This is a genomic window from uncultured Pluralibacter sp. (genome assembly GCF_913775985.1).
Taxonomy (GTDB): Bacteria; Pseudomonadota; Gammaproteobacteria; order Enterobacterales; family Enterobacteriaceae; genus Pluralibacter.
The window spans coordinates 25,954-40,331 of record NZ_CAJYMB010000160.1; the positions used below are offsets into that span (position 1 = coordinate 25,954).

8 protein-coding genes and 1 pseudogene are annotated in these 14,378 nt (G+C 59.6%); 6 read left to right on the forward strand and 3 right to left on the reverse strand.

What is annotated here, in order from left to right:
- The first annotated feature begins 2 nt into the window (after window positions 1–2).
- Window positions 3–536 carry a tRNA adenosine(34) deaminase TadA gene (gene tadA, locus QZ766_RS22900; RefSeq protein ID WP_297207741.1) on the forward strand — a complete coding sequence of 178 codons (534 nt, stop codon included), beginning with the start codon at window positions 3–5 and terminating at the stop codon, window positions 534–536.
- 80 nt (window positions 537–616) lie between these two features.
- Here the strand turns inward: tadA and mltF are convergent.
- A pseudogene (mltF, locus tag QZ766_RS22905) lies at window positions 617–2,104 on the reverse strand (membrane-bound lytic murein transglycosylase MltF); the annotation flags it as partial.
- Between the two features lie 220 nt (window positions 2,105–2,324).
- Between mltF and purL the strand changes: the two are divergent.
- The 5 genes from purL (at window position 2,325) to glnB (ending at window position 10,644) form a co-directional block, all read left to right on the forward strand.
- Window positions 2,325–6,212: a phosphoribosylformylglycinamidine synthase gene (gene purL / locus QZ766_RS22910; RefSeq protein WP_297207743.1), complete on the forward strand. Its 3,888-nt coding sequence runs from the start codon at window positions 2,325–2,327 to the stop codon at window positions 6,210–6,212.
- A 540-nt stretch (window positions 6,213–6,752) separates the two neighbouring features.
- On the forward strand, window positions 6,753–8,189 hold the full coding sequence (locus QZ766_RS22915) for a HAMP domain-containing sensor histidine kinase (protein ID WP_297207744.1): 1,437 nt from the start codon (window positions 6,753–6,755) through the stop codon (window positions 8,187–8,189).
- Between the two features lie 17 nt (window positions 8,190–8,206).
- On the forward strand, window positions 8,207–8,902 hold the full coding sequence (gene qseG / locus QZ766_RS22920) for a two-component system QseEF-associated lipoprotein QseG (RefSeq protein WP_297207746.1): 696 nt from the start codon (window positions 8,207–8,209) through the stop codon (window positions 8,900–8,902).
- A complete protein-coding gene (gene glrR / locus QZ766_RS22925; RefSeq protein WP_297207748.1) occupies window positions 8,902–10,239 on the forward strand; it encodes a two-component system response regulator GlrR in 1,338 nt (445 codons plus the stop codon). The genes qseG and glrR overlap by 1 nt, the downstream gene beginning before the upstream one ends.
- Before the next feature lie 66 nt (window positions 10,240–10,305).
- Window positions 10,306–10,644, forward strand: a complete 339-nt coding sequence (glnB, locus tag QZ766_RS22930) for a nitrogen regulatory protein P-II (RefSeq protein WP_000717696.1) — start codon at window positions 10,306–10,308, stop codon at window positions 10,642–10,644.
- A 42-nt stretch (window positions 10,645–10,686) separates the two neighbouring features.
- Here glnB and QZ766_RS22935 read toward each other — a convergent pair whose 3' ends face one another.
- Together QZ766_RS22935 and cadA are read right to left on the reverse strand one after the other, a co-directional pair.
- A complete protein-coding gene (locus QZ766_RS22935; protein ID WP_297207754.1) occupies window positions 10,687–12,147 on the reverse strand; it encodes an oligopeptide:H+ symporter in 1,461 nt (486 codons plus the stop codon).
- A gap of 61 nt (window positions 12,148–12,208) precedes the next feature.
- Window positions 12,209–14,353 carry a lysine decarboxylase CadA gene (cadA, locus tag QZ766_RS22940; RefSeq protein ID WP_297207756.1) on the reverse strand — a complete coding sequence of 715 codons (2,145 nt, stop codon included), beginning with the start codon at window positions 14,351–14,353 and terminating at the stop codon, window positions 12,209–12,211.
- Window positions 14,354–14,378 lie beyond the last annotated feature (25 nt).

Sequence of the window (14,378 nt, forward strand, 5' to 3'; positions counted from 1 at the left end):
CTGTGTATAATGCGCCGCGATTTTCTACCGGAGTAGTCAACGTGTCTGAAACTGAACATCCCCACGAGTACTGGATGCGCCACGCGCTTACCCTTGCCCGGCGCGCCTGGGACGAAGGCGAAGTACCCGTCGGCGCGGTGCTGGTCCACGCGGGAAAGGTGATTGGCGAAGGCTGGAACCGCCCTATTGGCCGGCACGATCCTACCGCCCACGCGGAGATCATGGCCCTGCGCCAGGGCGGCGCGGTGCTGCAAAACTACCGCCTGATTGACGCCACCCTGTACGTGACGCTGGAGCCGTGCGTGATGTGCGCGGGTGCGATGGTGCACAGCCGCATTGGGCGCCTGGTCTTTGGCGCGCGGGATGCGAAAACTGGCGCGGCGGGATCGCTGATCGATATTCTGCATCATCCAGGAATGAATCACCGGGTGGAGATAACGGAAGGGATCATGCGCGACGAGTGCGCGGCGATGCTGAGCGACTTCTTTCGCCAGCGCCGGGCGCAGAAAAAAGCGCTGAAAGGGGGCTGCTGCTAGTTGGATACGCTCTTCGGGTGGTGCATCCACCAGTATTCGGCGCCGGAATCTCCCGGCGGCGAGAGCAGCCTCAGCAGCCCGTCCCGCCTGTCGTCCAGCTCCTGCGGCTGCACTGCGGGATAAGCCTCGGATATCGCCAGCTCGCGGCTGGCCTGCTTCTCCTGCTCCGCCAGATAACCCACCAGGCTTATCTCATATTTCCGGATGTTCTCGACATAGTTATACGCTTCGTGACCGCGCGCGTAGCCGTACGTCAGCCTGCTGTACCACTGCTTCTGGCTGAGCAGGGGAAGGCGCTGCTTAACGTCGGCCCAGCTGTCGGGATTGCCTTTCTGCTTTTGCGTCAGCGCCCGGGCGTCAAGCATGTGGGCATAGCCCATATTGTAGGCCGCCAGCGCAAACCAGATACGCTCGTCTTTCGGCACGCTGTCGGGCACCTTTCCCATCATATCGATAAGGTAGCGCATACCGCCGCTGATGCTCTGCTCGGCGTCGGTCCTGTCCGTTAACCCCAGGCTCTGGGCGGTGTTTTTGGTCAGCATCATCATTCCGCGCACGCCGGTGGGGGAGGTGGCCTGCGGATCCCAGTGCGACTCCTGCCAGGCGATCGCCGCCAGCAGGCGCCAGTCAATCTCCCGGGCGTATTTCTGGAACAGCGGCTGGAGGCCCGGCAGCTGATTTTCAACCGCGCGCAGGAAAGTGCGGGTATCGAAATAGTCGAAATCATCGCCGTGGCCGAGATACTTCTCTTCCAGCCGCGCCAGGGTGGCGTCTTCATTAATGCTGTTGAAGAAATCGAGCATCGCGGCGGAGAGCGTATTGTCGCTGTCTTTCTGGCTAAACCAGGTGACCGGCTGCTCGTCTGTGACGTCGAGCGCGACCGCCAGTTCGGGATGCACCCGCTGGAACAGGCCAATAGCGATAGAGTCAGCGATAGTAAAATCGAGCTTGCCGTTAATCACGTCTTCCATCAGCTCAACGCTGCCGCGCCGGTCGTCCACGGTCCACGCCAGGCTGGGATACTTCTTTGCGCGCAGCGCCTGCAAATCGCTGAGGGCGGCCAGGCCGGGAGCGATCACCAGTTGTCCTGCGGCGATATTACTCAGGCTGCGCGGGCGCAGGCTCCCTTTGCGGTAAACCAGCTGCTGGGAAACCGAGTAGTAGGTCGGCCCCGCCTGATAGTTTTTGACCCGATCGCGGTTATAAACCAGCCCGGCGGCCAGCATATCGGCGCTGCCGCTGTCCAGATCGTCAAACAGCTGGCTGATATTCTGGCGCACGGTAACCTTGAGCTTCACGCCAAGATAGTCCGCAAACTGGCGGGCCAGCTCGTAGTCGAGGCCGCTTTTGCTGTCGTTAATGGTGAAATAGGTGAGCGGGGATACCACGGTACTCACGCGCAGCTCGCCCCGCGCTTGGATAGCCGCGATGCGATTTTCTGGTTTACTAAACCAGGGAACGGAGGGCCACAGCGCCGCGGCGAGCAGTAAGGTGACAACGCCAATAAACAGATAATTAATTTTTAACTTTTTCAAATAGTTAATTCTCTGTCAGCGGGCCGGCCTCAGGCGTTAGTGAACATGGAAAAGGTAAGGAAAACGTCATGGTGGCGGCATTTTGCTTAACAATCCGCCAGTCCGCAACTAATTCGTGCGATTTGTCACACCAATTGATAAAGCCGCTTGCCAACTTTATTTCGACGCAAACGGTTACGTCGCCGCGCCCGATGCTCTATAATGGCGCCCGTTTCGCCATTGCGCACACTGAAACCCCGAAGACGAGAGAGATATGATGGAAATTCTGCGCGGTTCGCCTGCACTGTCCGCTTTCCGTACGACCAAACTGCTGGCCCGCTTTCAGGCAGCCAACCTTCCGGTTAACAACATCTACGCTGAATATGTCCACTTCGCCGAGCTGAGCGCGCCGCTCTCAGACCAGGAGCAGCGCCGGCTGGCCAGCCTGCTGACCTACGGCCCGACCCTCAGCAGCCATACTCCCGCCGGTAAGTTACTGCTCGTTACGCCGCGTCCCGGCACCATCTCCCCCTGGTCTTCTAAAGCAACGGATATCGCCCACAACTGCGGATTAGAGCAGGTTGTACGCATTGAGCGCGGTGTGGCGTATTACGTTGAAGCGTCAACGCTGAGCGACGCGCAGTGGAAGCAGGTGGCGGATACCCTGCACGACAGAATGATGGAGAGCGTTTTCAGCGCGCTGGAGAGTGCAGAAAGCCTGTTCGCCCACCACCAGCCCGCGCCGGTGTCCAGCGTTGATATGCTGGGGCAGGGGCGCAGGGCGCTGGAAGAGGCTAACCAGCGGCTTGGGCTGGCGCTGGCGGAAGATGAAATTGACTATCTGCTCGACGCCTTTACCACCCTGAACCGCAACCCGAACGACATCGAACTGTATATGTTTGCGCAGGCCAATTCCGAGCACTGCCGCCACAAAATTTTCAACGCCGACTGGGTGATCGACGGCGAGCAGCAGCCGAAATCGCTGTTTAAAATGATCAAAAACACCTTTGAGCAGACACCGGACTACGTACTCTCTGCTTATAAAGACAACGCGGCGGTGATGGAAGGTTCAGAGGTCGGACGCTTCTTCGCCGACGGCGGCAGCGATAGCTACAGCTACCACCAGGAGCCGGCCCATATCCTGATGAAGGTGGAAACCCACAACCACCCGACCGCCATTTCACCGTGGCCGGGCGCAGCAACGGGTTCCGGCGGTGAGATCCGCGATGAGGGCGCCACCGGGCGCGGCGCGAAGCCGAAAGCGGGACTGTCGGGCTTCTCCGTCTCCAACCTGCGCATTCCGGGCTTTGAGCAGCCGTGGGAAGAGGACTTCGGTAAACCCGAACGTATCGTTACCGCGCTGGACATCATGACCGACGGCCCGCTGGGCGGCGCGGCGTTCAACAACGAATTTGGCCGTCCGGCGCTGACCGGCTACTTCCGCACCTACGAAGAGAAGGTCAGCAGCCACAACGGCGAAGAGCTGCGCGGCTATCACAAGCCGATTATGCTGGCGGGCGGCATCGGCAACATCCGCGCCGACCACGTGCAGAAAGGTGAAATTACCGTAGGCGCGAAACTTATCGTGCTGGGCGGCCCGGCGATGAACATTGGCCTGGGCGGCGGTGCGGCTTCCTCGATGGCCTCCGGCCAGTCCGATGCCGATCTCGATTTTGCCTCGGTGCAGCGCGATAACCCGGAAATGGAGCGCCGTTGCCAGGAGGTTATTGACCGCTGCTGGCAGATGGGCGAGAACAACCCGATCCTGTTTATCCACGATGTGGGCGCGGGCGGCCTTTCTAACGCTATGCCGGAGCTGGTGAGCGACGGCGGGCGCGGCGGGAAATTTCAGCTGCGCGATATCCTCAGCGACGAGCCGGGCATGAGCCCGCTGGAAATCTGGTGCAACGAATCTCAGGAGCGCTACGTGCTGGCTGTATCCCCGGATCAGCTGCCGCTGTTCGATGCGCTGTGCCGCCGCGAACGCGCGCCTTACGCGGTGATCGGTGAAGCCACCGAAGAGCAGCATTTAACCCTGAGCGATACCCACTTCGACAATCAGCCAATCGACCTGCCGCTGGACGTGCTGCTGGGCAAAACCCCGAAAATGACCCGCGACGTGCAGACCCTGAACGCGGCGGGCAGCGCGCTGGATCGCCGGGATATCATCCTCGCCGATGCGGTGAACCGCGTCCTGCACCTGCCTGCAGTGGCAGAAAAAACGTTTCTTATTACTATCGGCGACCGTACCGTAACCGGCATGGTGGCCCGCGATCAGATGATTGGCCCGTGGCAGATCCCGGTAGCCGACTGCGCGGTAACCACCGCCAGCCTCGACAGCTACTACGGCGAGGCGATGTCGATTGGCGAGCGCGCCCCGGTAGCGCTGCTGGACTTTGCCGCCTCGGCCCGCATGGCGGTGGGCGAAGCCCTGACCAACCTGGCGGGAACCCAGGTTGGCGCGCTGAACCGCGTGAAGCTCTCCGCAAACTGGATGGCCGCAGCCGGTCATCCGGGAGAGGACGCCGGGCTGTACGCCGCGGTGAAAGCGGTGGGCGAGGAGCTGTGCCCGGCGCTGGGCCTGACAATTCCGGTGGGCAAAGACTCCATGTCGATGAAAACCCGCTGGCAGGAGGGCAGCGAGGAGCGTGAAATGACCTCCCCGCTGTCGCTGGTGATTTCGGCTTTTGCCCGCGTGGAAGACGTGCGCGGCACCGTCACGCCGCAGCTTTCCACCGACGATAACGCGCTGCTGCTGATTGACCTCGGCGAAGGCCGCAACGCCCTGGGCGCCACCGCGCTGGCGCAGGTCTACCGCCAGCTTGGTGATGAAGCTGCCGACGTGCGCAGCCCTGAGCTGCTTAAGGGTTTCTGGAACGCCATGCAGCAGCTGGTGGCGGATCGCAAACTGCTGGCCTGGCACGATCGCTCCGACGGCGGCCTGCTGGTCACGCTGGCGGAGATGGCTTTTGCCGGCCACTGCGGTATTGAGGTGGATATCGCCGCGCTCGGCGACGATCCCCTGGCGGCGCTGTTTAATGAAGAGCTGGGCGGCGTCATTCAGGTGCGGGCAGAGGACCGCGCCGCGGTTGAAGCCATCTTCAGCGAGCACGGTCTGGCGTCCTGCGTCCATAACCTCGGTCGCGCTGTCGAAGGCGATCGCTTTGTTATCTCCGCCGACGGGCGTCCGGTATTCAGCGAAAGCCGCTCCCAGCTGCGCATGTGGTGGGCGGAAACCACCTGGCAGATGCAGCGCCTGCGCGATAACCCCGAATGTGCCGACAGCGAGCATGAGGCCAAGGCCATTGAGAGCGATCCGGGCCTGAACGTGAAGCTGACTTTCGATCTCAACGACGACGTAGCGGCCCCGTTTATTGCCACCGGCGCGCGACCGAAAGTTGCGGTGCTGCGCGAGCAGGGGGTTAACTCCCACGTTGAAATGGCAGCGGCATTCCACCGCGCCGGTTTTGACGCTATCGACGTACACATGAGCGATCTGCTGGCGGGGCGCCGCGGCCTGGAAGACTTCCAGGCGCTGGTAGCCTGCGGCGGCTTCTCTTACGGCGACGTGCTCGGCGCCGGGGAAGGCTGGGCGAAATCGATCCTGTTCAACGAGCGGGTGCGTGACGAATTCGAAACCTTCTTCCACCGTCCGCAGACGCTGGCGCTGGGCGTGTGCAACGGCTGCCAGATGATGTCCAATCTGCGCGAGCTTATTCCCGGCAGCGAACTGTGGCCGCGCTTTGTACGTAATCACTCGGATCGTTTCGAAGCCCGCTTCAGCCTGGTGGAAGTGACCCAGAGCCCGTCGCTGCTGCTGCAGGGCATGGTGGGATCGCAGATACCGATCGCCGTCTCCCACGGGGAAGGGCGCGTCGAGCTTCGCGACGATGCGCATCTGGCCCAGCTCGAAAGTAAAGGCCTGGTGGCGCTGCGCTACGTCGATAATGCGGGCAGCGTAACCGAACGCTACCCGGCGAACCCGAACGGCTCCCCGAACGGGATCACCGCGGTCACCAGCGAAACGGGTCGCGTTACCATCATGATGCCGCACCCGGAGCGCGTATTCCGCACTGTGGCCAACTCCTGGCATCCTGAAGGCTGGGGCGAAGACGGACCGTGGATGCGTATCTTCCGCAACGCACGTAAACAGCTCGGTTAAACTGAAGACTGTTGACAGAGCCCTTCTTCGCGAAGGGCTTTTTTTATGATGTAGGGTATTGCCGCGAGTCGGAAAAAAGCGACACTACCGCAATTGCGGTGTCTCTTTTTGGTGACACTTATCCTTTTGATTTTTATGCTTATTGTTTTTAAGTGCTAATTTGTGTCTTTGATTGACGACATTTTGTGTCCTTTGCCAACAGAAATGCATTCCTCTTAAAAAGTCGTAAATGGTTAATTATCATTAAGTTAATAATATTTGTTGATTGCTGGCACGATTACTGCATAATACTGCGCAGTGGCTCATTCACCCTCTTATGTCAGCCCCTTCGGGACGCGCTACATAAACTTCGAATGACGCACAACAAGGTGCCTGCCGTCCAATTATTGATATCAGCTTTGCTATATCAGCCACCGGGCGAAACGTTGAGTTAGGCACCGCCTTATTCCATAACAGCGCCGGGTATCTACCCGGCGCTGTTGTATCTGGCCCCCGTCCTCAGTTACCCTTTCGATACCGCTACTCTCCGGAATGAGTTCATTGAAACGCTGGTCCCTCTTTCCCCGTTCCCTGCGCCAGCTGGTTATGCTGTCCTTCCTCGTCATTTTGCTGCCGCTTCTCGTGCTGGCCTGGCAGGCGTGGCAGAGTCTGAACGTCCTCAGCGACAGGGCGGCGACCACTAACCGCACCACCCTGGTTGAAGCCCGTCGCAGCGAAGCTATGACCAACGCGGCGCTGGAAATGGAGCGCAGCTACCGGCAGTTCTGCGTGCTGGATGACGCCACGCTGGCCGACGTCTATCAGGGGCAGCGCAAGCGCTACAGCGACATGCTGACCGCCCACGAAGGCGTGCTGCCGGATACGCGGCTTTACCAGCGGCTGCGCCAGCACCTCGACGCCCTGACGGAATTGCGCTGCAGCAACAGCGCCCCCGACGCTCAGGCAATGGCCGAGCTGGACGCCTTTTCCTCCCTTAACACGGAGATGGTGCAGGCCACCCGCACGGTGGTTTTTTCCCGCGGCCAGCAGCTGCAGCAGGAGATTGCCGAGCGCGGCCAGTTCTTCGGCTGGCTGGCGCTGGTGCTGTTTCTGCTGAGCCTGACCATGATGTTGCTCTTCACGCGGATGATCATCGGTCCGGTAAAGGGTATTGAAAGCATGATTAACCGGCTGGGAGAGGGCGAAAGCCTGGCGGGAAGCGGCGTTTTTAAAGGCCCGCGCGAGCTGCGTTCAGTGGGCAAGCGCATTCTCTGGCTGAGTGAACGCCTGAACTGGCTGGAGTCCCAGCGCCACCAGTTTCTGCGCCACCTCTCTCACGAATTAAAAACTCCGCTGGCCAGCATGCGCGAGGGCACCGAGCTGCTGGCGGACGGTGTGGTAGGCCCACTGACGCCCGAGCAGCAAGAAGTGGTCGCGATCCTCGACAGCAGCAGCCGCAATCTGCAAACCCTGATTGAGCAGCTGCTGGACTACAACCGCAAGCTGGCGGAATCCGGTGCTGTAACCGAGCCGGTGGCGCTGACGCCGTTGGTGGACGGCATTATCCAGGCGCACAGTTTGCCGGCGCGGGCTAAACTGATGCAGACCCGCCTGGAACTCGGCGCGCTCTATTGCCAGGCGGAGCCCGAGCTTCTGCGAAGCGCGATAGATAATCTTTATTCCAACGCGATACACTATGGCACGCAGGGCTCGGAAATCGTGCTGCGCAGCAGCGTGCAGGGCAAACAGGTGTTTATCGACATTGCCAATCGTGGTGAGCCCATACCGGATGATGAAAAAAACATGATTTTTGAGCCGTTTTATCAGGGCAGCCGCCAGCGCAAAGGCGCGGTGAAAGGCAGCGGGCTCGGACTCAGTATCGCGCGGGACTGCGTGCGCCAGATGCAGGGAAGGCTAACGCTGGTGGGGGATGCGCCGGACACCATCTGTTTTCGGATTGAACTTCCGCTTTCAGGCAGGGACAAACCCCTAAAATGAAGCCATAACGGGTGAATATGCTATCTCTTTTTCGACATTGGTTAGCCGGCGGCGCTTTACTGCTGCTGGCTGGATGCAACTCTCCGCTTTCCATTCAGCCGGCGCCTTCTCACGGCGCGATGAAAAATATTCCCGGCCAGCAGGTTACTGACTTTCTGGCCACCGACTGCAACGATATCTGGCTCCTGCGCGGCGATGTTGCCGAGCGCAACCCGCTCTACTGGCTGCGGGGAATGGACTGCGCCAGCCGTCTTTCCGCCTCTGATGCCCGTAAAGAGGCGCGACAGCACACCCGTCAGAGCTGGCAGGATATCTTCCGTCGCGGCATTTTACTCTCAGGCGCGCGGATAACGCCTCCGGAGCGGCGCAGCATCGTGAATCAGGCCGACAGCGTCAGCGGCCAGATTCCCGGCCACGTCCGGGCGCTGTATCAGCTGTGGCGCGAAAGCCAGCTCCAGCAGCTCCAGCTGGCGGATACCCGCACGCGCTACAGCCAGCTTCAACAGTCCGCTGATGCCGAGCTGGACGTGATGCGCGCGCAGCAGCAGACCCTGCGTGAAGAGCTCGCGCTCACCACCCGCAAGCTGGAAAACCTGACCGACATTGAACGCCAGCTCTCCAGCCGCAAACCGGCGGGGAGCAGCCTGCTGCCGGACGGCGGCCACGCCGACGATCCGCAGCACGACGCCGGCAGCGACACCAAGGAGAAATAATGACCGAAGGCAAGCGCGCGCGCCTGCTGCTGGTGGACGACGATCCGGGGCTGCTCAAGCTGCTCGGCCTGCGTCTTTCCAGCGAAGGTTTTAGCGTGACCACCGCAGAAAGCGGGCACGAAGGGCTGCGGATCCTCGGCCGGGAGAAAATCGACCTGGTCATTAGCGATCTGCGGATGGATGAAATGGACGGCCTGCAGCTGTTTGCCGAGATCCAGAAGGCACATCCCGGTATGCCGGTGATCATACTGACCGCGCACGGTTCGATCCCGGAAGCCGTCAGCGCCACCCGCGAAGGCGTCTTTAGCTTTCTGACCAAGCCGGTGGACAAAGACGCGCTGTACAAAGCGATTGACGAAGCACTGCTTCACACTGCGGCCTCCAGCGACGAGGGGTGGCGGGCGGCTATCGTTACCCGCAGCCCGATCATGCTGCGCCTGCTGGATCAGGCCAAAATGGTGGCAATGTCTGACGTCAGCGTGCTGATCCAGGGCCAGAGCGGCACCGGCAAAGAGATCTTTGCCCAGGCGATCCACAACGCCAGCCCCCGCAGCGCCGCGCCCTTTGTTGCCATCAACTGCGGCGCGCTTCCGGAGCAGCTGCTGGAATCCGAGCTGTTTGGCCACGCGCGCGGGGCGTTTACCGGCGCGGTGAGCAATCGCGAAGGGCTGTTTCAGGCCGCCGAAGGCGGTACGCTGTTTCTTGATGAAATCGGCGATATGCCGCAGCCCCTGCAGGTGAAGCTGCTGCGGGTGTTACAGGAGCGCAAGGTGCGGCCGCTCGGCAGCAACCGCGATCTGGATATCGACGTGCGCATTATCTCTGCCACCCACCGCGATCTGCCGAAGGTGATGGCGGAAGGGGAGTTTCGCGAAGATCTGTTTTATCGCCTGAATGTGGTGAGCCTGAAAATTCCGCCGCTGTCGGCACGCGCGGAAGATATTCCGCTGCTGGCGGGCCATCTGCTGCGCCAGGCCGCCAGCCGCCACAAGCCGTTTGTGCGCGCCTTTTCCACCGATGCAATGAAGCGCCTGATAGCGGCCAGCTGGCCGGGCAACGTACGTCAGCTGGTGAACGTGATTGAGCAGTGCGTGGCGCTGACCGCCTCGCCGGTGATTGGCGAAGCGCTGGTGGAACAGGCGCTGGAGGGGGAGAATACCGCGCTGCCCACCTTCGCCGACGCGCGCAACCAGTTTGAGCTCAACTACCTGCGCAAGCTTTTGCAAATCACCAAAGGCAACGTCACCCACGCGGCGCGAATGGCCGGGCGCAACCGCACCGAGTTTTACAAGCTGCTGTCGCGCCACGAACTGGACGCCGGAGACTTTAAAGAGTAGCCCGGCGCCAGCTCCGACGTTATGATACCGGGCAACCGATTACGCGACTACGATGACAGGATTATCATGAAAAAGATTGATGCGATTATTAAGCCGTTCAAACTCGATGACGTGCGCGAGGCGCTGGCCGAAGTCGGCATTACCGGCATGACCGTGACTGAAGTAAAAGGCTTTGGTCGTCAGAAGGGCCACACGGAGCTGTATCGCGGCGCGGAGTACATGGTGGATTTTCTGCCGAAGGTGAAAATTGAAATCGTGGTGCCTGACGATATCGTCGAAACCTGCGTCGATACCATTATCCGTACAGCCCAGACCGGCAAAATCGGCGACGGCAAAATTTTCGTTTTCGATGTGGCGCGGGTTATTCGTATCCGCACCGGCGAAGAGGACGACGCGGCTATCTGATAGCCGCCCGGGCGGCCCGCAACGGGCCGCCAGCATTCTCTCTTATTCCTGGTCCGGCAGGGGTACCGACGTCCGGCCCAGCAGCTTTCTCAGGCATACCGCAACCGCAATCACCGCAACAGCACAGAGCGTCCACTCGCCCATTTGCCTGAAGAAGTGCCCGTACGCGGCAACCGCCGCCTCACCAATCTGCGATTCGGTGGTTTCCTGGGCGACGACTCCCGCCAGCCAGTTCGCCACCGCGCCCGTTGCCAGCATGTAGATCCCGGTTAACACCCCGGTCACGCCGGGCATGTTAAGGCGGGTTATCTGCGCCATCGCCACCGGATCGATAAATAGCTCGGCAAATCCCATCAGCGCCAGGCCGGCAATCATCATGCCCATTGAGGCATGTCCGTGCAGCTGTCCGCTGCGGGCGTTAAGCGCCAGCAGCAAAAAGCCGCCGCCCATCAGCAGCAGCCCCAGCGCAAACTTGAGCCACACCCGCAGGGGCGAGGTGATTCCGCCCTCGGGCCGCGCCAGCCATGCCAGCACCACGCCCGCAGCCATCACCGCCACGGCATTGACCGACTGGAAGAGGGCGGTAGGTACTTCGATGCCCAGCAGATGCCGCTCCACGAAGCGATCGATAAACAGGCTGATGGAGCTGCCGCCCTGCTGAGCCAGCACCCAGAACAGCGTCCCGGTAAGCATCAGCAGGACAATTTGCCCCAGCGCCCGGCGGTGTTCCGGGTGGCGAATCATCAGGCGCGCCACCATCTGAACGGCAAACGCGCAGACCAGCGCCAGTAGCCAGCCGGCGAGATTGTTTTGCAGCAGCAGGGTGAAGAAAACCGGTGCCAGGCTCAGCATCACCAGCAGCCAGCCCCAGACCGGCAGCGGCCCTTTTTTGGCCTTCAGCGCCGGCTTATTCACGCCGGCAGTGTTGCGAAAATGGCGGTGGCCGCTGAGGAAGATCAGCAGCCCGATAAACATGCCCACCCCCGCCAGCGCAAAGCCGACGTGCCAGCCGTACAGCTGGGCGGTTAGCCCGCAGGCGATGGGCGCAGCGATGGAGCCGATGTTGCCGGCGGCGTACAGCAGGGAGAACCCGCCGTCGCGGCGGCTGTCGTCCGGGGTGTACAGCTCGCCCAGCAGCACGCTGATATTGGATTTAAACAGGCCGTAGCCGCAGATAATGATCGCCAGCGCGAGGTACAGACTCCACGTTGAGTCAGATTCAACACCGAGGACTACGTGGCCGAGGGTCATTAAGAGCGCACCGGTAATCACCGCTGTGCGGTTGCCGAGCAGGCGGTCGGCTAGCCAGCCGCCGAGAATAGGAGTTACATAGACCAGAGATGCGTAGGCGCTGAAGAGGCTGATTGCATGGCTGTCGTCAAAGCCAAGCTGGTGGGTGAGATAGAGGATGAGCAGGGCACGCATGCCGTAAAAGCTGAAATATTCCCAGATTTGAATCGCGACGATGTAGTAAATCGCGCGCGGTTGTGAGGGTGTTTTCATATCATCTCCTTGCGGCGAAAAAAAGGGGAAGTGGCAAGCCACTTCCCCTTAGTGCTTAACGTTACTTGGTGTTTTCTTTCAGCACGTTAACGGTGTAACGACCGTCTGCCTGGCGATAGGCACCGTGGATATCGGTTTCAAAGCCCGGATAGTGGGCGCCAATTTCGCACAGCATCTGCAGGAATTCAAGAACCGGACGGCTCTCTTCGGTGATCATCTCACCCGGCATGACCAGCGGAACTCCCGGAGGATACGGCAGGATCATGTTCGCGTTGACGCGACCAACCATCTCTTCGAGATAAACTTCCTCGGTTTCACCGTGCAGCTCTTTCTGGAAAGCAGCATACGGGGTGATAACCATTTTCGGCAGCACTTCGAAGGCGCGGAACATCAGGTCCGGCAGGTTGTGATGCATGATCAGTTTGTGGATGTTCTGTGCCAGCTCCTGAATACGCATGTTTTCGTAGAATTCAGGATTCTCACGATACAGCGACGGCAGCATGTTTTTCACGCGCAGGTTCAGGTCGAAGGCGCGTTTGAAGTCGGTCAGCGCGCGCAGCAGGCTCAGAGCCTTGGTTTTATCGATACCGATGCTGAACAGGAACAGCATGTTGTACGGGCCGGTTTTCTCAACCACGATACCGTGTTCATCAAGGTATTTAGACACGATGCTGGCCGGAATACCGAAATCAGCCATGGTACCGTCTTCTTTCATACCCGGAGTCAGCAGAGTGACTTTGATCGGGTCGAGGTACATGTGGTCGCTGTCGATATTTTTAAAGCCGTGCCAGTTGCTGTCTGGATCCAGCGACCAGCATTCAGGCTGATCGATTTCATCCGGCTGCCACGCGTCGAAGAACCAGCTTTCTGCTTCGCCTTTCAGACGTTTGATCTCTTTACGGAAGCGGATAGCGCGTTCGATAGAGTCGTTGATCAGACGCTTACCGGCATTGCCTTTCATCATCGCCGCGGCGGTTTCGGTGGAGGCCACGATACCGTAGTGCGGAGATGTAGAGGTGTGCATCATGTAGGCTTCGCTAAAGGTTTCTTCGTTAACGTCACCTTTCACGTGGATCATTGAAGCCTGAGAGAACGCCGCCAGCAGTTTGTGGGTGGACTGGGTTTCGTAAATAACTTTACCTTCCACGCGACCGCCGCTCATGCCGCATTTGCCGGCATAAATCGGGGAGAAGTTGGTGTAAGGCACCCACGCGGAGTCAAAGTGGATGGATTTAACATCCAGCGTTTTCTTGATGAAGTCAGTGTTGTACAGCAGGCCATCGTAAGTGGAGTTGGTGACGACTGCGTGTACCGGCCAGGTAGCGTTAGGGGTTTCTTCTACGCGTTTGGCGATGGTGTCGTGTGAGAACTCGCTCTGCGGGATACCGCCGAGAATACCGTAGGCGTTACGGGTCGGGCGGAAGTAGATCGGCGTAATGTCGCTCATCATCATCAGATGGGTCAGCGATTTGTGGCAGTTACGGTCAATCATGATGGTGCTGCCTGCCGGGGCAGAGTACATACCGATGATTTTGTTCGCCGTAGAGGTGCCGTTTGTCACCATGTAGCTGCGTTCTGCGTTAAAGACGCGGGCGATATACTCTTCCGCTTCTTTATGCGGACCGCTGTGGTCCAGCAGGGAGCCCAGCTCGGACACGGAGATGGAGATATCGGACTTCATGGTGTTGGCGCCGTAGAAGTCATAGAACAGGCTGCCTACCGGGCTTTTCTGGAAAGCGGTACCGCCCATGTGGCCCGGAGTACAGAAGGTGTATTTACCTTCGCGAACGTATTTGAACAGCGCTTTGGTCAGCGGCGGCAGAATAGTATCGATGTACTCGTCGGTGCTCTGTTTGATTTTTGCAGCGATGTCGTCAGCCGCATTCAAAGCATATTCGAAGAAGCGAACGTGCATACGCAGGTCGTTAAGGCTAACGTCCAGCGTGGACTGGTTGTTGGCAAAGGCATAAACCGGCATGTGCTCGTTCATTTTGCTGATTTCTTCGCACAGGCTCAGGTTGTAGGTGTCCCAGTCGAAGACCACGCCGCACAGGCGGGCATTGTTTTCAATCAGTTTCAGCAGATCTTCACGGTCGTTAGGATAAACAATCTGGAAGTCCAGGCGCTCAAGGGCGCGGTGCAATTCGCGAATGGGTTCTTCTTTGAAGTAGACACCCATGTGATTCATGATTGCGATAACGTTCATAGTCGTATCTCCAGGTGTAGAAAGC